The sequence below is a fragment of the Candidatus Pelagibacter sp. Uisw_130 genome (genome assembly GCF_047722505.1).
Classification (GTDB): Bacteria; Pseudomonadota; Alphaproteobacteria; order Pelagibacterales; family Pelagibacteraceae; genus Pelagibacter.
The window spans coordinates 518,919-539,396 of sequence record NZ_CP159814.1 but is presented as its reverse complement, the minus strand read 5'-3'; the positions used below and the strand labels follow the sequence as shown (position 1 = coordinate 539,396).

Sequence of the window (20,478 nt, the reverse complement as noted above, 5' to 3'; positions counted from 1 at the left end):
ATGGCTTTATACACAAAAAGCTTTTACTTTTAAACTTACATATTTGTTTAATTTGACTATTTGTGCAATGTTTATAACCTTAATACCACGGTATTTAGCTAGGTCATGGTGCTTTAAAATTTTTAATAAGATTTTTGAAATATCTGTAAATTTGATGTGTTTTTTTAAAAACAAATTAACTAAAGTGTCATTTGCAGACACAATTACTGTTTCAAATAAAGAATCTTTATCTTTTAATAAATTTAATAATCTAATTGTAGGAAATATTTTTGGGTTAAGAAATTTGAGTTTTAAATCATTTAACATTTTAATATTGAGTGGTTTTGAACGAATATTCTTCTCATTCTTTAGATAAATTGAATTAAAAATTGGAATAGTCATACTCGTATCATGAGCAAGAATTTTCGTTAAACCATTTTTAAATTTAACTATTGCATGCAAGTAAGAATCAGGATGCAGCAATATTTCAAGTTGATTATATTTAAGATTAAAAATTTTTTTGGCCTCAATTACTTCAAAAACTTTATTCATCATTGTGGCTGAATCAATAGATATTTTTTTACCCATAGACCAATTGGGATGTTTTAAAGCCTTCTTTAAGGTTATATTTTTAAATTCTTCTAATGGATAATCTCTAAAAGGTCCACCAGATGCTGTTAGATAAATTTTTTCTATATTATTACTTTTAGTATCACCAGCTAAACTCCAAATAGAAAAGTGTTCAGAATCAACAGGAATAAATTTAACATTGTATTTTCTTATTTCTTTTTTAATTAAACACCATCCACAAATAATTGATTCTTTATTAGCAATAGCAATAGTTCTTGTAAACTTTATTATCTCTATTGTTGGTTTTAATCCAACAAAGCCTGAAATAGCACTCATGGTGTAATCAATTCTTTTTTTTTTAAAAATTTTATTAAATGAATTAAAATCATTGTAAATATTAATTTTATTTTTTTTTGTGATTTTTTTTGCAATTAAAAAAGATTCCTTATCAATTATAACTACATTTTTGACATTAAAGTTTTTTGCTTGTTTTAATATTTTTTTGTAATTCTTATTAGCTGTAAGAAGTTCAATCTTAAAATTTTTTTTATCTTTTTTAATTATATTTATTAAGGAAGATCCTATTGAGCCAGTAGAACCAAGTATAGCTATTTTTTTCATTTTAAAAAAAATTAAATAATATTAAACCTATTGGTATAGCAAAAATTATTCCATCAACTCTATCTAAAAAACCACCATGACCAGGCAACATATCACTTGTGTCTTTAACTTTTGCTTTACGCTTCATATAAGAGATAAACAAGTCTCCTGCTTGTGAAATGAATGAAATTGTTAGAGTAATAATAAACATTATTAAAAAATTAAATTCTATTAGGTTTTTATAAAAAAATGGAATTAGAATTATTGAAAATAAAAATGAACCAACTGATCCTGAAATTGTTTTGTTAGGACTAATTTTTGTAAGTTTTTTTCCTTTGAAAGTTTTACCGATAATAAGTCCACCAATGTCAGATAATATAGCTACCAAGATCACATATAAAAGATATATTTTTTGATTTGGATAAAAGGATTCAATAGTAAAAATAAGAAATACTATTAACGATAGGTATAATAATGAGATTGCTTTATAAAAGAATCTTAAGAATTTATCTTTAAATTTATTTTTTTTAATTATTTTTGATATTAGGGCATAAAATTCAACCCATATAATTATAGCAATAACAATTAATGCTGTGATCATAATAAAGGAATAGAGATACATGAGTGTTAATAAAAAAATTAATACTATAGATGTAAATGTTCTTTTTTGTAATTCACTGTTCATTGTATCGATCCAAAATTTCTTTTTATCAATTTGAACTTATCTAAAATTTTTCTAAAGTCATTTGCATTAAAATCAGGCCAAAGTTTTTTTTCAAAAAAAATTTCCGCATAGGCTATTTGCCAAAGCATAAAATTACTTAATCTTTTGGTGTTGCCAGTTCTTATCAAAATATCTGGATCTGGAATATATTTAGTAAACAGATTTTTATTAATACTTTTTTCAGTTAATTTTATTTTCTTTTTATTAATAATTTTTATACAATTAATTAGCTCACTTTTTGAGCCATAATTAAGTGCAATATTAATTTGTAAATCTGAGTTTTTTGATGTTTGTTTTTCTGAAGCTTTAATAAGAATTTTTAATTTAGATGGTAATTTATTAATTTCACCAATAAATCTTAATTTAATATTCTTTTTAATTAAATTATCTATTTTGTTAATCAAAAATTTTTCCAATAAATTAAATAAAAAATTTATTTCTTTTTTTGGTCTCTTCCAATTTTCAGTAGAAAATGTGTAGAGTGTTAAGTATTTAATTTCTTTTTTTAAGCACACTTTGATAATATCCTCAACTGAGTTTAAACCAGCTCTATGACCTGCATTTCTTGATTGTTTGTGTTTAATGCCCCATCTGCCGTTTCCATCCATAATGATGGCAACATGTTTAACTGGGTTCATATTGTCATTATTTCTTTTTCTTTGGCTTCAACTTTAGTATCTATAGTTTTAATATGCTCATCAGTAAATGTTTGGACTATTTTTTCATTTATTTTTTCATCATCTTCACTGATTTCTTTTTCTTTAACTAAACTTTTTAAATCAACATTAGCTTCTCTTCTAATATTTCTAATTGAGATTTTACACTTTTCACCCATAGATTTAATTAATTTTTTAATCTCTGTTCTTCTCTCCTCATTTAAATCTGGGACAGGTAACCTAATTAATTGACCATCAATTTGAGGGTTTAAGCCTAATTCTGATTTTTTGATAGCAGTATCTACAAGTGGAACGTTGTTAAGGTCCCATACCTGAACATTGATTGTTCTGGCATCAGGAGTTGTGATACTTGAAACTTGGTTTAATGGCATCGCTTGACCATAAACATCGACTTTAACAAGGTCTAGCATTGAAGCATTTGCCCTTCCAGTTCTTAATGAGGTTAATTCTTTTTGAAAAACCTCAATGGTTTTATCCATCTTCTGACAGTATGTTTTGTTATTAAACATTTATTCACCTATTTTAATTCTAAAAAAATCATTAATCTTTAAGTCCGGTATATTAAGTTCTTTTACAATATCTTGCACTTTTTTTTTTGGCTCCATAACCCAGGCTTGTGTTAATAAAGCATTTTCTTCTTTAAATTTATTCATTTTGCCTAAGCTAATTTTTTGTACAATTTCTTCAGGCTTACCAGAACTTTTTAACTCTTCTGTGAGAAGATCTTGTTCCTTTTGGAGTAGATCTTTATCAATCAAATCAGAACTTAACGCCAAAGGGTTTGATGCTGCAATGTGCATTGAAAGCTGTTTACCAAAAGCTTTAACGTTATCACTCTCATCTGAAGTCTCAAGTGAAGCTATAACTGATAATTTAGATAAATTATCTTTAACTACAGTATGCAAATAATTAAAATTTTTAGAACCTGATTGGTTAAATGTCTTAGCTTTACCAACTGTTATTTTTTCACCCATTTTTGCAATTAATGCTACTAGACTATCTTCAACCGTTTCACCATTTCCCATTTTTGATTTATTTAGCTTTTCTAAATCAGACGAATTTTGATTATTCAATTCACTTAATTCTTTTGCAAATGATACAAAATCATCATTCTTAGCAACAAAATCTGTCTCACAGTTAATTTCAATAACAGATATTTTGCTTTCATCTCCAGAGGTTGCAATAACACCTTCTTTAGCATCTCTTGACATTTTTTTTGAAGCTTTAGAAATTCCTTTAACTCTTAAAATCTCAACCGCTTTATCAAGGTCACCACCGGATTCTTTAACTGCCAAGTTACAATCTTTAAATCCAGCACCAGTTGCTTCACGTAATTGTTTTACTTTTTCTAAATCACTCATATTAATTTAACTTTTCTTTATCTTTTTTTGAAAATTTAGCATCTAACTTCTCTCTGTCGATCTCTTGAATAGTTTTTGAAGAAGCTTCTTTTGCTTTTGTTTCACCGACATCAGGTTTTTCTTCAGATTTAGATGGAGCTGCTTTTTTTGCATTTTCAATAGTTTCTTTTACTAAATTACAGTATAGATCAATCGCTCTTCTAGCATCATCGTTACCTGGAATTGGATAATCAATACCATCAGGATTAGAATTACTGTCAAGTATAGCACAAATTGGAATACCTAATTTAGATGCTTCAGCAATAGCTAAAGATTCATAATTAGTATCAATAATGAAAACTAAGTCTGGAACTTTTTTCATTTCTGCAATTCCACCTAGTGCTCTTTCTAATTTATCTTTTTTGACACTCATCTTTAATAGTTCTTTTTTTGTAAAGCCTCTATTTTCAGCAACAAGATCAGCCTCATATTTTTTCATTTTTTTAATTGATCCTGAGATTGTTCCCCAGTTAGTTAACATTCCACCTAACCACCTGTAGTTTACAAAGTATTGTCCTGTTTCTTTTGCAACTTCAGCAATTGCTTCAGATGCTTGTTTTTTTGTAGACACAAAAAGAATTTTGCCGTTATTGGAAATCGTATTATAAACTTTTTCCAAAGCTACATTTGTTAATTCTAATGTTTGTGTTAGATCAATAATGTGAATTGAATCTCTTTTTCCAAAAATGTATCTTTTCATTTTTGGGTTCCATCTTAAGGTCTTATGACCTAAATGAACGCCTGCTTCTAATAATTGTTGGATAGTTAGACTCGGTATTTTCATATTTATTCCCGGTTAAGCCACCACAGTAATTTCCATTTAAGGACCGGAGGTATAAAACCACAAACTGTGTGCGTGTTAATTTAATTTAAGAGTTACTTACAAATTATTTATACAACAAACAAGTCTTTTTTAATGAATAGTTGTTAAAATATCATTGTTTTTTAAGATATTAATGGTTTTCCTATCAATAAAACGCTTGTTTTTTAGTTTAAAGCTAATCTCATTGTTTTCGTAGGTGATATTTATTTTTATCTCAGTTGTCCCCTCTTCATCCACTAAATCAGATATTTTATCGATATCTTTAATTGATTTAATATTAAACACAATTTCATTAACAGGTTTATTAAAGAGATCTTTAAGAGAGGCTATTTTTTGAACATTTATTCTTTTAGATTTGTTCTCATCTTTGGAAATGGTTTTGATCAAGGTTATAATTAAAGAACTACCCTCCACTAAAACCTCTCTATTTAACTCCAATATATCAGAAAAAATAAAGAGCTCAAAAACACTAGTTAAATCAGTGAACTTAATAACACCATACGAATTACCTTTTGCAGTTTTTCTTTCAGTGATCTTTAAAAGTGTAGCTGCAATATTTGCATCTTTTATATTATCGTCTAGATTAAATTTTGTATAATCAACTATTTTATAATCATCAAAAATTTCTTTGAATTGATTTAGAGGATGGTCGGATATAAAGAAACCAATAGCTTCAAATTCTCTTGATAATCGATCTTCAAATTTCCAATCTTCAATATTAAGAACTATTTCATTATCTTGTTCTTCATCGGAACCAAAAAGATCAATTTGATTTGCTGCTTTATTTTCATAAATATTTTTTGTCTTTAAAATAAAATTTGGAATTGAATTAAATAATGCCTGTCTATTGATGTCTATATTGTCAAAAGTTCCTGCTTTAACTAAACCTTCTAATTGGAGCTTATTAATATCTTTAGGGTTAACTCTATTTAAAAAATCATTTATAGATTTAAATTCACCATTTTCTCTTCTTTCTTTAACAACGTTTGAAATTGCCGCATAACCAACACTTTTAATTCCGCCAAGTGCATAATAAAAATTATTTTCATCAAATTGAAAGTCTGCAAAGCACTTATTAATATCAGGTCGTATAACTTTAATGTTAATTCTTTTAAGCTCTTCGTAAAATTCACCTAATTTATTTTGGTTTGAAATATCCATTGTCATGGATGCAACAAAAAACTCTTTAGGATAATAAGTTTTTAAAAATGCTGTTTGATAAGAAATTATAGCATAAGCAGCTGCGTGACTTTTATTAAACCCATATTCGGCAAATGGTTCTATTTTAAGAAATATGCTTGCTGCAACATCTTTGCTAATTCCATTTTTAAGAGCACCAGCAATAAATCCTTGTTTCTGCTTTTCTAGTTCAGCTCTTTTTTTTTTACCCATAGCTCTTCTTAAAATATCAGCTTCACCTGCGGTAAAACCTGAGAGTTTTTGTGCAATTTGCATAACCTGTTCTTGATAAATAATTACCCCATATGTAGGTTTTAAAATATCCTCAAGTAATGGATGCAAGTAATCAGGCGTTTGTCTTCCATGTTTACAATCATTGTACACAGGAATGTTACTCATGGGTCCTGGGCGATAAAGAGCCACTAGTGCAATAATATCCTCAATATGATTGGGTTTCATCTGTAATAATGCTTCACGCATACCAGCGCTCTCAACCTGGAATAATCCAACGGTATTACCAGAAGACAAAAGTTCAAAAACTTTTTGATCATCAAAGTCAATATCTTCAATTTTAAAATCTTTAACTTTTTTATTAATCAACTTTTGCGTTCTATTAATTACCGTTAAAGTTTTTAATCCTAAAAAATCAAACTTAATTAAGCCAGCATTTTCTGCTGAGTACATATCAAATTGTGTAGAAGGTAATAATAAATCTGCAGATGCATCTTTATATAAAGGCACAACTTCTGTTAATTTTCTATCAGCTATTACAACACCTGCTGCATGAGTTGCTACATTTCTATTCAAACCTTCTAATTTCAAAGAAAGATCAGTTAATTTTTTTACACGTGGATCTTCATTAACTAATTTTTGAAGTCTTGGTTCGCTATTAATACATTCAATTAAGCTTTGAGGTCTGGAAGGATCAAAAGGTATCATTTTTGAAATACTATCAACAAAACCATAAGGTAAACCTAATACTCTACCAACATCTCTAATAACCATTCTTGCTTTTAATTTTCCAAATGTAATTATATGGGCAACACTATCTTTATATTTTGTAGTTAAATATTTAAAAACAAGATCTCTTTTTTCCTCACAAAAATCTATATCAAAGTCAGGCATTGACACACGGTCAGGATTTAAAAATCTTTCAAATATTAAATTAAATTTAATTGGATCAACATCTGTAATGGACAGACACCAAGCAACAAGTGAGCCTGCTCCAGAACCTCTACCCGGTCCTACCGGGATATCATTACTCTTGGCCCATTTAATGTAGTCTGATACAATCAAGAAATAACTAGGATATTTCATTTCAATTATGATCTTTAACTCATGATCTAGTCTGTCTTTATATTTTAAAAATTTATCATCAGATTCTAAGTTATTTTCTTCAATTTTAAAAACTTTGAGAAATTTTTCTTTCAATCCGTCTAATGAATCTTTTTTAAGTATTTCATCAGCACTACCTCCTTTTTCAGAACTAATATTTGGAAGTACAGGTTTGGAAAATTGTGGTCTAAAATTACATTTAAATGGCAAATTGAAGTTATTTTCTAAAGCTTCCGGAAGATCAGAAAATAGTTTTGACATTTCTTCATTCGATTTAAAATAATGCTGGTTACTATATTTAATTCTATTCTTTTCATTAACATAAGTTTTAGAACCAATGCAAGTTAACGCATCATGAGCTTCGTGCATGTCAGGTGTTAAATAATAAACTTCATTAGTAGCAATAATTGGTATTTTAACTTTTAAAGATTGTTCTAAGTTGAATTTTTCAAAAGCAATTTCATTTTGATCACCGTGCCTTTGGATTTCTAAATAAAAATTATCATTAAATTTTGATGATAAACTCTTATATAGTTTTGATATTTCGTCTAAACGACCTTTTTCAAATAATTTACCGAATAAACCTTGAATAGTTCCAGAAAGTAAGGACACACCCTCCATATCAATTAAAAGTTCCTTAATATCTAAATGAGGGTCTGATAAAGCATCATTTTCAAGGTAAGATTTTGAGGAGAGTTCTATAATTTTCTTATATCCATTTTCGTTAAGAGCTATCAGGGGTAATAGTCCTATCGTATCTTCAAATCTAAAATAAATTTGAGTGCCAATAATTGGTTGTGTACCAACCTTAGAAATGTTTTCAGCAAACTCCAATGCACCACATAAATTAGATGTGTCTGAAAGACCCAAACAAGGTATTTTTTTTTCTTTACAAAAATCTTTTAAATTATCAATTTTAATAGCTCCTTCACAGATTGAGTACTGTGTGTGAATTTTTAAGTGATTAAAATTTTGATTATTTAATTCTGGCATTGATAGTTCTCATATTACCATCAATCATTTCTAATTTGCAATCAGCCATATTTGCAAAAAATCTATTGTGAGTTGCATAGATTATTAATCTATTTTTCTTTTTCAAATTATACAAAACATTAAAAACCTCTTTGGCCGTAGTGTGATCTAGACTGCCAGTAGGCTCGTCTGCTAATATAATTTCAGGTTCATTAATAAGTGCTCTAGCCATTGCAATTCTTTGCATTTCACCCCCTGATAATTCTGAAGGAAAATGTGACTCACGTGATGAAAGACCCATTGTTTTTATAATTTTTTTAGCTCGATTGATTGAATTCTTTTTGTCATTAGTTAAAGCTAGACTGGCTAAATAAACATTTTCTAATGCAGTAAAATCTGGAAGTAAATTATTTTGTTGATAGATAATACCAATTTTATTTGATCTAATTTTGTCATTTTTTGAATTATCGTTAAAGTTTATTGGTGTATTACCAATTAACAAAGAGCCAGTGGTTGGTTTATCTATTAGTGACAAAACATTTAGTAATGTAGATTTTCCCGATCCAGATGGACCAACTAGAGAATAAATCTTACCTTTTACAAAAGAATAATTGATTTTTTTTAAAACATTTATTTTTCGATTGTTAGAAAAAGATTTTGATATGTTCTTTAGTGATATTAAATTATTCATACTTAAGTCCTTTAACTGGATCTAATTTTGAAGCTTTTATTGCAGGAAAAATTGAAACAATAATTGTTACAAAGATCGAACAAAGAGAAATAATAAAAATTGAAGTCGGGTTGATTTCTGAAGGCATTGTACTTAAAAAATAAATCTCCTCAGGAAACAAACTAATATTAAATGTATTGCTTAAAAACTCTCTCAAGTTTTCTATATACAGTGAGAACACTACACCTAAAAAAATTCCAAAGAATGTTGCTGTAGTTCCAATAATAACTCCGACAAGAAAAAATATCTTAACAATGGATTTATTTAAGACACCAATAGACTTTAGTATAGCTATATCTCTTGTTTTATTTTTAACCAGAATTGTAAGCCCAGAAATAATATTAAAAGCAGCTACTATAATAATTAAAGATAAGATTATAAACATTACATTTCTTTCAACCTTTAATGCGGAAAACAATGAACTATTCATATCAGCCCAACTATATACAAATTCATTTTTGAATATTTTTTGAATTTTATTTTTTTCTTCTTCAATATTAGATGGGTTATTCAAGTAAATTTCTAGGTTACGCTTTTCTTTTTTAAGATTAAAAAAGTTTTCTAATGTGTCTAAATTTATGAAAGCAATGTTTGCATCAAAATCAGCTAAACCACTATCAAAGATTGAACTAATAATAAAAGTTTCTTGTCTAGGTAGGCTTCCTATAATCGTTTCTATGCCTGCTGGAGACATAATTGAAACTTTATCACCCACACTAAGATCTAAATTAAAACTTAATTCTTTACCTATTGATATCGAATTCTTTGCTAATTGACTTGATTTTCCAATTAAGTTTCCTTTTTTTACAACATCAAGTTTTAGAAAGTTTTCACTACTGTAACCTCTTAAAATTAGGCCTTTAGTGTAGTCTTTGCTAATGACAATTGCCTCACCAGTATTACTAAGTATTAATTCTTCTGAAATTAATTTTAAATTTTTATTATTTAATTGTTCTAGACTAATAGGGCTCTCATATGGCTTAACGGTAACATGAGCATTAAATCCTACAATCTTATTAATTAACTCGGTTCTAAAGCCATTCATAACGGACATCACAATAATTAACACTGCAACTCCTAAGCTAATTCCGATAAATGAAAAAATAGAAATTATATTTAAAAAACCGTCTTTTTTTCTGGTTTTTAGATATCTAAGTGTAATTTCTTTTTCTAATGCAGAGATCAATTTTTTAATTTTTGTTCAGTTAAAATTTGAGTTATTTGATCTATTGTTAATCTTTTAGGATCTTTTCCAATTTCTTTAAACTCTAATAAATCACCATCTGATTTTTTTCCTAAAATTATTTGATAAGGTACACCTATCAAATTAAATTTTTTAATTTTTGATGAAAGATTTTCATCCATATCATCGATAATTGTATCAATATTTTTACTTTCAAAATGTTTAAAAAGTTTATTTGCTTTGTCTAATGCCGATGTGTCATTTTTATTAATCATGGGTATTATGGCAAGTTCGTATGGTGCTACAGAAAATGGCCATTTCATTATTTCATCCTTTTCATCATATTTGGCCTCTATAATTGCACCAACTAGTCTTGATACACCAATTCCATAAGACCCCATTTTAACAAAATCTTTTTTCCCACCCGGAAGATCTACAGCTGCATTTAAAGCTTTTGAGTACTTATCTCCAAAATAAAAAATGTGACCTACTTCTATACCTTTTGTAATTAGTCTATTTTCTTCTGATACTTTTTCTTCAAATTCATCTTTATTAAATTTTTCATCTGCAACAGCATAATATTGTTCATATTTTTTTCTTAAGTCTTGTAAAGATTTTCTATCCATTACAGATCCTTCACCATCTAAATCAAAAATTCTTTTATCTGTAAAAATTTTACTTTCACCAGTATCTGCTAAAATAATAAATTCATGAGAAAGATTTCCACCAATTGGTCCTGTATCGGCTGCCATTGGTATTGCTGAAAGCTCTAATCTCTTAAATGTTTTTAAATACGAGAAAAAGAATTTGTTATACGAGAAAGTTGCATCTTCATCGTTTACGTCAAACGAATATGCGTCCTTCATGTAAAACTCTCTACCTCTCATTATTCCAAATCTTGGTCTAACTTCATCTCTAAATTTCCATTGTATATGATATAATAATTGAGGAAGAGATTTATAAGATTTAACACTTGATCTAAATATATCTGTAACTAGCTCTTCGTTAGTTGGTCCGTAAAGCATTTCTCTACCTTGGCGGTCTTTAATACGAAGCATTTCATCTCCATAATCATCGTAACGACCACTTTCTTTCCAAATATCACTAGGTTGGATTGTTGGCATAAGTATTTCTTGTGCACCAATTTTATTTTGTTCTTCTCTTACTATTTGTTCAATTTTTTTCATCACCTTAAAACCTAAAGGAAGCCATGAATAAATACCTGCTGAAGATTGCTTAATCATACCAACCCTTAGCATTAACTGGTGTGATTTAATTTTTGCTTCTGACGGGTTATTTTTTAATATTGGAATGAATGACTTTGAAATGTACATTTTAATTGATTATATATCTTAAATTTAAATATTCATATTTTATCAATAAATAAATTATCACGAAAATAACTGTTGTAATACCAGTACAATAAATGAATTTTTTTAACATTTTAGGATTCTCAGGAGAGCCTGCGTCTTCACCGTCAATTTTGATAGATTTTTGTCTATTTACGTCAATTGGAAGAATTGTAAAAAAAACTATCCACCAAATTATTATATAAATTATAGCAAGACCTGTTGCGCTCATTTAAGTTCTTACTAAGTTGATATTAATAAATGGTCTTTTACCAGTTAATTCTTTAGCACATTTTCTACATGTAATTTTTAATGCATCAATTAAATTGTATTCTTGTTTTTTACTTTTTATAGAAAAGGATCTGGTAGTTTTTTCTATTGCTTCTTCTAGTTCATATATAAATTCGTCTGGATCATATACGGGTAAGCCTCTAAAAGTTAATACTGGTCTTTTATGAATATTGCCCTTAGGTGTAATTAAAATTGTCACTTCCATGTATCCATTAGCAGCTATATTTTTTCTATCTTTAATTGATTGAGCATCTTCCTCGACACTCATATTTCCATCTAAATAAAGTCTACCACTTGGAGCCTTATCAAAAACATGTGGTTTACCTGGTGCTAATTTTACAATATCCCCATTTTCTACTTGAACAGGGTGTGGAACTTTCATTTCATGTGCGAATTTCATATGTTCAATCATATGTCTATGTTCTCCATGAACAGGGATTGCACATTGAGGTTTAACCCAATCATACATTTCTCTTAGATCGTCTCTATTTGGGTGGCCAGAAACATGAACAAATTCACTTTCCTCTGAAATAACTTCAATACCATCCCTAACTAATTGATTTTGTAATTTGTATAATTTTTTTTCATTACCTGGAATAATTTTAGATGAAAAAATAACAGCATCATCTTTTTCGATGAATACATCTGGATGAGTATAACTTGAAATTCTCATTAGTGCTGCCATGGGCTCACCTTGGCTACCAGTACAAAGATAAACTATTTTTTCTCTAGCAATCTTTTTTGCTTCACGAGCATCAATAGGTTCAATAACATTTTTTAAATATCCACATTGTCTTGCTGCTTTAAATATTCTATGCATGGATCTTCCTACTAAAGATATTTGTCTACCAGTTTTTTCTGCACAATAGAAAGCTGTTTCCATGCGTGCAACATTTGATGCAAAAGAAGCCATAACAATTCTTTTTTTAAGGCTACCCATAATATTTAATAAACTTTTTCTAACATCCAATTCTGAACCAGCTTTTCCCATACTAAATACATTTGTTGAGTCACAAACCATAGCAAGGACACCTTCTTTGCCAATTTCTTTAAGTCTGTCCGAATTAATTTTTTCACCAATCAATGGTTCTGGATCAATCTTCCAATCACCTGTGTGTAGTATTACACCTGCTGGGGTTTCAATTCTAAGACCATTAGGTTCAAGAATTGAGTGGGTTAATGTAATATACTCTATTTTAAAAGGATCTAAATCTACTGTTCCATTTAGTTGAACTATTTTTAGATAATTAGTTGCATCAATATTCTTTTCTTTGAGTTTTTCTTTTATTAAAACTGCGGTAAATGGAGTTGCAAAAATTTTGCATTTTAATTGAGGCCAAAGATGTGCAATTGCACCTATATGATCTTCATGTGCATGAGTTAAAATAATTCCTAAAAGGTCCTCTTTTTTATCAACTATAAATCCAGGATCTGGATAAATAAGATCAATTCCCGGTAAGGTATCATCAGCAAATGTAACCCCTATATCAACCATGATCCATTTATGTTCACCTGGTTTTCCATAGGCAAACAGATTCATATTCATGCCAATTTCTCCTGAGCCCCCTAAAGGGCAAAATAATAGTTCATCTTTCATATTTATTTAATTAAAGTGGTGGCTCTGATTAAGCCGTTAATTGTTATATCTTTATTTAATGTTACTTTCGTTTTTGTTGAATTTTTGAATAACCTAGAAAATCCCCCAGTAATAATTATTTTAAAGGACATCTTGGTCTCTTTCTTAATTAAATTAACAATATTGTCAATTAAACCCTCATAACCCCAAAAAAAACCAGCTCTCACTGCACTAATAGTATTTAAACCAACGACTTTATTTGTTTTTTTTAAACTAATTTTTGGAATTTGCGATGCCTTATCAGTCAACGTATCAAGTGAAAGCTTAACTCCAGGTGCAATAACACCACCATGATAGGTGTTTTTAATCAAAACATCAAATGTGGTAGCAGTCCCAAAATCTAAAATTATAAAATTATCCTTGTTATTAATAACGCTAATAGCGTTTGCCAATCTATCTGAACCAATTTGTTTATAGTTAACTTTAATCTTAATCAATTTATTTAACTTGAGTTTCTTAAGCTCGTGACACTTAATTTCATAAGTCTTATTAAAAAAGTTTTTAATTTTATTAAATGATTTTGGTACAACGCTGCAAAATAGACACTTATTAATTGATTTGTCTTTTAAACCTAGACCGAATAAAGATTTATTAAGTAGAGAGTGACTTATTTTTTTTGTTGATAAGGTAACTCTTTTAATAATGATATTTTTAGAGTTTACCAAACAAATTTTGGTTTCTGTATTTCCTATATCACCAACAATAATCATTTTAAATTCCTATCTAAGTTTTTTATATTAAATTTAGAAAACATTGGAATAAAAGTTTCGTAAATTTTTTTTAGCTTTAAAGCAGCATTATTAGGGGTAATTTTGATACCAGTTAGGTCAAAAAGATTTGTGGTTAAATAATCTTTTATAGTTGGACTCTTAATCAAGTTTATACCCACTCCAATAACAATAAATTTTTCATCAGATTTAATTAATATCTCCTGTAAGATACCTGAAATTTTCATTTTTTTAATCAACAAATCATTTGGTTTTTTAATTGTAATATTACCATTATAAAAATTTGATAATAATTTTTTAACTAAAAGACAGTTAACTTTTGTCAAATCTTTCAATGATAATTGAATTTTGTTAATTTGAAAAAAAATACTAATAAATAAATTTCCCTTAAAAGAAGTCCATTTTTTTCCATATTGACCCCTTCCCTTTTTTTGTCTATCAGCAATTATAATTCCTGATTTGTTATTGGTATTTTTAATTATTTGTATAGCTAGATCGTTTGTACTATTTACAATTTTAAAATTGAATTTTTTTAATTTCATTAAATAATATTAATTCTAGATACAATTTCCACCAATTTGCTTGGAAAAATAAAGTATAAGAGAATTAATAATGTTGAAAAAGTCAACGATCCTTTTAACCAAATATTATGATCAGTGTCGTAACCTTCCTTTTCTTTATCAAAGTAAATAACCTTGATTATTTTTAGATAATAAAAAGCAGCTATTACTGTTGATAAGAGGCCTACAATGGCCAAGAAGTACATTGATTGTTCTATAACAGCCTTAAAAATATAAAATTTTGCAAAAAAACCAGCTAATGGAGGAATCCCTGCCAATGAAAAAAGGATGGCTAGTAACGATAAAGATAAAATTGGATGTTTTTTTGATAACCCTGATAAATCGTCAATAGTCTCGTAGTACACATCATTTCTCTTCAACATCAACAAACAACTAAAAAAAGCAAGATTCATAACCAAGTATATCGACATGTATACAATAGAGCTTTGAATACCTTCGTTTGAACCAGTAGACAAACCAGCTAATGCATAACCCATGTGGCCAATTGAACTATATGCAATCAATCTTTTGAGATTATTTTGACCAATTGCAGCAATAGCTCCAAAGATCATAGATGCAATTGATAAAAAAATTAATATAGGTTGCCATTGACCGATCATATTAACGAAAGGAACATATAAAAATCTTATGAATACTGTAAGTGCAGCAACTTTTGGCACAATTGCAAAAAATAATGTGACAGCAGTCGGAGAGCCTTCATATACATCAGGTGCCCACATGTGAAATGGTACAGCTGATATCTTAAATGCTAAACCAACAAGTATAAAAACAATTCCAAAAGTTAAACCGTAATGTGAAGAGTTCATTACATCACCAATAACATTAAAATTGGTTGATCCTGAAAACCCATAAACTAAAGAACATCCATATAGCAATAATCCTGATGATAAAGCGCTTAAAACAAAATATTTTAGCCCAGATTCAGATGACTTTAATTGATCTCGATTAAATGATGCCAAAACATACAAAGCTAAAGACTGTAACTCAAGACCTATATAAAAAACCATAAGATCATTTGAACTGATCATTACCATCATACCTAAAATTGAAGAAAGGACTAAAACTGGATATTCTATTAAGAAAATTTTGCATATTTTCAAATATCTTGTTGAAATTGATAAAACAAAAGCACCTCCTAAAATTGTAAGGATCTTCATAAAAGATGAAAGATTATCTATAATGTAACCATTATTAAATAATGAAACATTTTTATCTAATGGATTATTAAAAATTAAAATACCGGTAATCAACAAAGAACCCACTGCAAGATTATGGACAATATTAGAACTATTTTTTTTGTACACACCAAGAAGTAATAAAAACATTATAGACAAAGAAATAAAAAATTCAGGTAGTATAAAGCTTAAGTTATCCATTAATTTTGTACCTCAGTTATATTCATGTTTAAGTTAAAATTGTACATTTCTATTAAATGTTTTACTGAAATTTCAGTCGTATTAAGAAGAGGTTCTGGATAAAATCCAAAAAATAAAACTGGTATTGCTAAACACCACAAAATAAATTTTTCTGAGTTATCAAGGTCAGGCATTTTTAAGAGTTCTTTATTTTTAACTTCTCCAAATACAACTCTTCTATATAGCCATAACATGTATGCGGCTCCAAAAATAACTCCCAAACTTGCTATAACTGCCACTAAAAAGTTATCCTTAAATGCGCCCATTAATACTAAAAATTCACCTATAAAACCACTGGTACCAGGTAAGCCTAATGCAGCTAAAGTGAAAAGCATAAATAATATTGAATATTTTGGCATAATTGAAACTAAGCCACCATAAGTTGCTATTAACCTAGAATGCATACGGTCATAGACAACTCCAACACATAAAAATAATGCAGCTGAAACCAAGCCATGACTTATCATTTGAACTATACTTCCTTCAATTCCTTGTTGAGTAATTGTAAAAATACCCAATGTAACAAAACCCATATGTGCAACTGAAGAGTATGCTATTAACTTTTTCATATCTTCTTGCATCAATGCAACTAGAGACGTGTACACAATTGCAATCAAACTTAAAGTGTAAACTAGTGGTGTAAACAATTCGGAAGCTACTGGAAATAAACCTAAAGAAAACCTAATAAAACCATAACCAGCCATTTTAAGTAATATAGCTGCAAGTAAAACAGAGCCAGCAGTTGGAGCTTCAACGTGTGCATCAGGCAACCAAGTGTGTACAGGCCACATTGGTGTTTTGACAGCAAAAGAACTAAAGAATGCTAACCATAGTAAATTTTGATATTTGGTGTCTATACCAAGATCATAAAGCTGAGTTATATCTGTGGTTCCTGATATCCAGTAGATCGAAATTATAGCAATTAACATTAAAACAGAACCAAGCAAAGTGTATAAGAAAAATTTAAATGCTGAATATACCCTTCTGGTCCCACCCCATATTCCAATTATTAAAAACATAGGTATCAATCCAGCTTCAAAAAATAAATAAAATACAACAAGATCAAGAGAACAAAAAACTCCAATCATTAAACTTTCCATTACTAAGATAGCAATTAAAAAATCTCTTAGTCTGTCTTTAATTGTATTGTTTACTGAGATTATGCAAAGTGGAGTTATTAGTGAAGTTAGAACAATAAATAAAATCGATATTCCGTCAATACCTACTTTGTAATTAATAAATCCTTTTAACCATTCTCTATCTTCAACAAATTGAAAGTTAGATGTGCTTGGGTCGAACTGGTACCAAAGATATATAGAAATTAAAAAATTAACAAATGAAGTAAATAAAGCAACATATTTACCTGTATTAGAATTTTTATCTTTTGAAAATAATAAAAATAAAGACCCAATTATAGGTAGTAAAATTAAAGATGATAAAATTGGAAAGTTCATTATTTCAAAATCAAAAATGTTAATAATGCAGAAAATCCTAACAATATCATAAAGGCATACTGATAGATAAATCCACTTTGAAATTTACTTGCTTTTATTGATAAATTCTTAATTAACGAAGAGACTCCATCAGGTCCAAATTTATCAATAATTTTAACATCAACTGCCTTCCAAAAAAATAGACCTAATTTTTTTGAAAATTTAATGAATAAAACATTATAAAGTTCGTCAAAATACCATTTATTTATTAAAAAATTATGTAATGGCTTATTAGACACAGCAATTTGATGTGTAACATTTTTATTTTTTACAAATAAATAATAAGCAATTGGAATAGAGGTTAATACAAGTGCTGGTGTCGTTAAAAGAAACCATAGTGGAGGGTGTTCCGTGCTTAATGGATTTAGAAATTTAATTGAATCACCCCAAAAACTATTTTCACCACCATGACCAATAAATAAATCTTTAAATAAGAAACCAGCAAAGATAGCTCCAATAGCAAGTATAAATAAAGGTAAAAGCATTATCAGTGGAGATTCGTGCATTTCATTAATATTGGTTTTTTTATTATTAAAGTCTCCATGAAATGTTTTAAAAATTAACCTCCAAGAATAAATTGACGTTAAAACTGCAGTCAAAATTCCTATTCCTGCTGCATAATATCCAGTTGTATTTCCCTTGAGAAACGCAAATTCTATAATTGCATCTTTTGAATAAAAACCAGATAAAAATGGAAACCCAGTAAGAGCCAATGTTCCTATAATCATAAACGCATAAGTGTATGGAATTTTTTTATAAACACCTCCCATTTGGTTGATATCTTGCTCATCTTTAAATGAGTGAATTACCGAGCCAGAACCTAAAAAAAGTAAAGCTTTAAAAAATGCATGAGTAAATAAATGAAACATTGCAACATTATAAGCACCCACTCCTGCAGCAAAAAACATATAGCCTAGTTGACTGCAAGTTGAATATGCAATTATCTTTTTAATATCAGTTTGTACTAAAGCTACTGTTGCTGCAAAAAAAGCAGTAGTCATTCCAATAATTGTAATTATGTTTAGTGTGAGAGGTGAGTATTCAAAAATTGGAGAACATCTTACAACTAAAAAAACACCAGCGGTAACCATTGTAGCTGCATGAATTAAAGCTGAAACTGGCGTAGGCCCTTCCATTGCGTCTGGCAACCAAGTATGTAAGAAAATTTGTGCAGATTTACCCATAGCTCCGATGAATAAAAGTATGCAAATTAAATCAATTGCTCCAACATTCATTCCTAAAAATAAAAGTTTTTTTTCAACAATTTGTGGGATTTGATTAAAAACTTCCACATAGTTTACGGTACCAAATAAATAAAAAATTAAAAAAATTCCTAAGGCAAAACCAAAGTCACCCACTCTATTTACTACAAAGGCTTTTATAGCAGCTGCATTTGCTGATTCTTTCTTAAACCAAAAACCGATCAAGAAATATGAGCAAAGTCCTACTCCTTCCCATCCAAAAAATAACTGAAGGAAATTATCAGAGGTAACCAATGTTAACATTGAAAAAGTGAAAAGTGATAAATAAGCCATAAATCTTGGCTTATGTGGATCGTGAGACATATAACCAATTGAGTAAATGTGTACTAATGCTGAAACTAAAGTTACAACAACGAGCATTATTGAGGATAAAGCGTCGACTTTAATAGACCAATTAACATCTAAGGTTCCAGAGTTAATCCAAGTTGCTACAACTACATTGTTTTCATATCCGTTAACAATTACTTGATAGAATAATACAATTGAGAGAATTGCTGAAATTGATACAAAAAGACTAGTTACAATCTCTGAATTTCTATCACCCAAATATTTACCGAAGAAACCAGAGGTTATTGAAGCTAATAAGGGAAGAAATAATAATACAATTTCCATATTATCCCTTCAAACTATTTATTTCTTCAACTCTAATTGTTGAAGAGTTTCGATAGTAAACAACTATTATTGCTAAACCTATAGCTGCTTCTGCAGCAGCTACCGTTAATATAAAGAGAGTAAAAATTTGTCCAGTAATATCATTCAAGAAAATAGAGAAAGCGACTAAATTAATATTTACCGCTAAAAGAATAAGCTCAATACTCATTAATATTACTATGATGTTTTTTCTATTTAAAAATAATCCAACTACGCCAATAGTAAAAATTATTGCTGCTAATGTAAGATAATGACCTAAACCTATACTAATCATCAGATTTAACTCCTTTATTACTCTCAACATCAATCAATTCAACACCATCAGATCTTTCACGAGATATCTGGCTAAAATAACTTTGTCTTTTAACACCAGTTCTTTGTCTAAATGTAAGTACAATAGCACCAATCATTGCAACTAATAAAATCATTCCACTTAACTGAAAAACATGAATATAATCTGTATATAAAACGTATCCGATTGAATGAGTATTGGTTATATCTTTATCAATTATTAAAGACATAGCCGAGACAAGATCAGGTTTATATTTCCATCCACCAATTACTATTAATAATTCAAAAAATATTATCACACTAACTATTAGTCCAATGGGTATATGTTTTGAACTTTTCTCTGCGCTGAACCACTGATTTTTTTGTTGGGCAACATTTAACATCATGACTACAAATAAAAATAAAACAGCAACAGCTCCTACATAAATGATCAACATGATCATTCCTAAAAATTCAGCACCAATCATTATAAATAGACATGAAATGCTTATAAAGTCTAAAATTAAAAAGAAAACAGAATGAACAGTGTTTTTAGATACCGTTACCATTATAGCAGAAACGATTGCTATAAATGAAAATGTATAAAAAAATATAGCGTGCGCTAACATG

General features: G+C 28.6%; 19 protein-coding genes. All 19 read right to left on the bottom strand.

All coding sequences use genetic code 11. The features are described from left to right. Nucleotides 1–6: 6 nt before the first annotated feature. Complete coding sequence (locus ABXT55_RS02855; RefSeq protein ID WP_415285246.1) at nt 7–1,170, bottom strand: 1-deoxy-D-xylulose-5-phosphate reductoisomerase; 1,164 nt, start codon at nt 1,168–1,170, stop codon at nt 7–9. 1 nt (nt 1,171) lies between these two features. Next, nucleotides 1,172–1,834, bottom strand: coding sequence for a phosphatidate cytidylyltransferase (locus ABXT55_RS02850; protein ID WP_415285245.1), 663 nt, complete (start codon nt 1,832–1,834; stop codon nt 1,172–1,174). Further along, on the bottom strand, nt 1,831–2,511 hold the full coding sequence (gene uppS / locus ABXT55_RS02845; protein WP_415285244.1) for a polyprenyl diphosphate synthase: 681 nt from the start codon (nt 2,509–2,511) through the stop codon (nt 1,831–1,833). The genes ABXT55_RS02850 and uppS overlap by 4 nt, the downstream gene beginning before the upstream one ends. Next, a complete protein-coding gene (gene frr, locus ABXT55_RS02840) occupies nt 2,508–3,059 on the bottom strand; it encodes a ribosome recycling factor (RefSeq protein WP_415285243.1) in 552 nt (183 codons plus the stop codon). Before frr ends, uppS begins: the two co-directional genes overlap by 4 nt. Next, nucleotides 3,060–3,911, bottom strand: a complete 852-nt coding sequence (gene tsf, locus ABXT55_RS02835) for a translation elongation factor Ts (protein ID WP_415285242.1) — start codon at nt 3,909–3,911, stop codon at nt 3,060–3,062. It lies immediately after the preceding gene. 1 nt (nt 3,912) lies between these two features. Next, nucleotides 3,913–4,734, bottom strand: coding sequence for a 30S ribosomal protein S2 (gene rpsB, locus ABXT55_RS02830; RefSeq protein ID WP_415285241.1), 822 nt, complete (start codon nt 4,732–4,734; stop codon nt 3,913–3,915). Between the two features lie 129 nt (nt 4,735–4,863). Next, nucleotides 4,864–8,280 carry a DNA polymerase III subunit alpha gene (dnaE, locus tag ABXT55_RS02825; protein ID WP_415285240.1) on the bottom strand — a complete coding sequence of 1,139 codons (3,417 nt, stop codon included), beginning with the start codon at nt 8,278–8,280 and terminating at the stop codon, nt 4,864–4,866. Further along, a complete protein-coding gene (locus ABXT55_RS02820; protein WP_415285239.1) occupies nt 8,264–8,950 on the bottom strand; it encodes an ABC transporter ATP-binding protein in 687 nt (228 codons plus the stop codon). Before ABXT55_RS02820 ends, dnaE begins: the two co-directional genes overlap by 17 nt. Next, nucleotides 8,943–10,175, bottom strand: a complete 1,233-nt coding sequence (locus ABXT55_RS02815; protein WP_415285238.1) for an FtsX-like permease family protein — start codon at nt 10,173–10,175, stop codon at nt 8,943–8,945. Before ABXT55_RS02815 ends, ABXT55_RS02820 begins: the two co-directional genes overlap by 8 nt. After that, entirely contained in the window at nt 10,172–11,506 is a 1,335-nt protein-coding gene (gene proS / locus ABXT55_RS02810; protein WP_415285237.1) for a proline--tRNA ligase, read from the bottom strand. The genes ABXT55_RS02815 and proS overlap by 4 nt, the downstream gene beginning before the upstream one ends. A 1-nt stretch (nt 11,507) precedes the next feature. After that, nucleotides 11,508–11,753 carry a DUF1467 family protein gene (locus ABXT55_RS02805; RefSeq protein ID WP_011282023.1) on the bottom strand — a complete coding sequence of 82 codons (246 nt, stop codon included), beginning with the start codon at nt 11,751–11,753 and terminating at the stop codon, nt 11,508–11,510. Continuing rightward, nucleotides 11,754–13,409 (bottom strand): ribonuclease J, encoded by a 1,656-nt coding sequence (locus ABXT55_RS02800; protein WP_415285236.1) that lies wholly within the window; start codon nt 13,407–13,409, stop codon nt 11,754–11,756. A 2-nt stretch (nt 13,410–13,411) separates the two neighbouring features. Then, nucleotides 13,412–14,158: a type III pantothenate kinase gene (locus ABXT55_RS02795; RefSeq protein ID WP_415285235.1), complete on the bottom strand. Its 747-nt coding sequence runs from the start codon at nt 14,156–14,158 to the stop codon at nt 13,412–13,414. Further along, nucleotides 14,155–14,718: a biotin--[acetyl-CoA-carboxylase] ligase gene (locus ABXT55_RS02790; protein ID WP_415285234.1), complete on the bottom strand. Its 564-nt coding sequence runs from the start codon at nt 14,716–14,718 to the stop codon at nt 14,155–14,157. Before ABXT55_RS02790 ends, ABXT55_RS02795 begins: the two co-directional genes overlap by 4 nt. After that, the gene (nuoN, locus tag ABXT55_RS02785; protein WP_415285233.1) at nt 14,718–16,133 is read right to left on the bottom strand and encodes an NADH-quinone oxidoreductase subunit NuoN; all 1,416 of its coding nucleotides are present in this window, start codon (nt 16,131–16,133) and stop codon (nt 14,718–14,720) included. The genes ABXT55_RS02790 and nuoN overlap by 1 nt, the downstream gene beginning before the upstream one ends. Then, entirely contained in the window at nt 16,133–17,626 is a 1,494-nt protein-coding gene (locus ABXT55_RS02780) for an NADH-quinone oxidoreductase subunit M (RefSeq protein WP_415285232.1), read from the bottom strand. Before ABXT55_RS02780 ends, nuoN begins: the two co-directional genes overlap by 1 nt. Beyond that, nucleotides 17,626–19,539, bottom strand: a complete 1,914-nt coding sequence (gene nuoL, locus ABXT55_RS02775) for an NADH-quinone oxidoreductase subunit L (protein WP_415285231.1) — start codon at nt 19,537–19,539, stop codon at nt 17,626–17,628. Before nuoL ends, ABXT55_RS02780 begins: the two co-directional genes overlap by 1 nt. Before the next feature lies 1 nt (nt 19,540). Next, nucleotides 19,541–19,849 carry an NADH-quinone oxidoreductase subunit NuoK gene (nuoK, locus tag ABXT55_RS02770; protein WP_415285447.1) on the bottom strand — a complete coding sequence of 103 codons (309 nt, stop codon included), beginning with the start codon at nt 19,847–19,849 and terminating at the stop codon, nt 19,541–19,543. After that, nucleotides 19,845–20,477: an NADH-quinone oxidoreductase subunit J gene (locus ABXT55_RS02765; protein ID WP_415285230.1), complete on the bottom strand. Its 633-nt coding sequence runs from the start codon at nt 20,475–20,477 to the stop codon at nt 19,845–19,847. The genes nuoK and ABXT55_RS02765 overlap by 5 nt, the downstream gene beginning before the upstream one ends. Nucleotide 20,478: the final 1 nt, after the last annotated feature.

Bases quoted from the DNA above. Each gene is read 5' to 3' on its own strand.
- ABXT55_RS02855 (WP_415285246.1), bottom strand. From the start codon at position 1,170: ATGAAAAAAATAGCTATACTTGGTTCTACTGGCTCAATAGGATCTTCC.
- ABXT55_RS02850 (WP_415285245.1), bottom strand. From the start codon at position 1,834: ATGAACAGTGAATTACAAAAAAGAACATTTACATCTATAGTATTAATT.
- uppS (WP_415285244.1), bottom strand. From the start codon at position 2,511: ATGAACCCAGTTAAACATGTTGCCATCATTATGGATGGAAACGGCAGA.
- frr (WP_415285243.1), bottom strand. From the start codon at position 3,059: ATGTTTAATAACAAAACATACTGTCAGAAGATGGATAAAACCATTGAG.
- tsf (WP_415285242.1), bottom strand. From the start codon at position 3,911: ATGAGTGATTTAGAAAAAGTAAAACAATTACGTGAAGCAACTGGTGCT.
- rpsB (WP_415285241.1), bottom strand. From the start codon at position 4,734: ATGAAAATACCGAGTCTAACTATCCAACAATTATTAGAAGCAGGCGTT.
- dnaE (WP_415285240.1), bottom strand. From the start codon at position 8,280: ATGCCAGAATTAAATAATCAAAATTTTAATCACTTAAAAATTCACACA.
- ABXT55_RS02820 (WP_415285239.1), bottom strand. From the start codon at position 8,950: ATGAATAATTTAATATCACTAAAGAACATATCAAAATCTTTTTCTAAC.
- proS (WP_415285237.1), bottom strand. From the start codon at position 11,506: ATGTACATTTCAAAGTCATTCATTCCAATATTAAAAAATAACCCGTCA.
- ABXT55_RS02805 (WP_011282023.1), bottom strand. From the start codon at position 11,753: ATGAGCGCAACAGGTCTTGCTATAATTTATATAATAATTTGGTGGATA.
- ABXT55_RS02800 (WP_415285236.1), bottom strand. From the start codon at position 13,409: ATGAAAGATGAACTATTATTTTGCCCTTTAGGGGGCTCAGGAGAAATT.
- ABXT55_RS02795 (WP_415285235.1), bottom strand. From the start codon at position 14,158: ATGATTATTGTTGGTGATATAGGAAATACAGAAACCAAAATTTGTTTG.
- ABXT55_RS02790 (WP_415285234.1), bottom strand. From the start codon at position 14,718: ATGAAATTAAAAAAATTCAATTTTAAAATTGTAAATAGTACAAACGAT.
- nuoN (WP_415285233.1), bottom strand. From the start codon at position 16,133: ATGGATAACTTAAGCTTTATACTACCTGAATTTTTTATTTCTTTGTCT.
- ABXT55_RS02780 (WP_415285232.1), bottom strand. From the start codon at position 17,626: ATGAACTTTCCAATTTTATCATCTTTAATTTTACTACCTATAATTGGG.
- nuoL (WP_415285231.1), bottom strand. From the start codon at position 19,539: ATGGAAATTGTATTATTATTTCTTCCCTTATTAGCTTCAATAACCTCT.
- ABXT55_RS02765 (WP_415285230.1), bottom strand. From the start codon at position 20,477: ATGTTAGCGCACGCTATATTTTTTTATACATTTTCATTTATAGCAATC.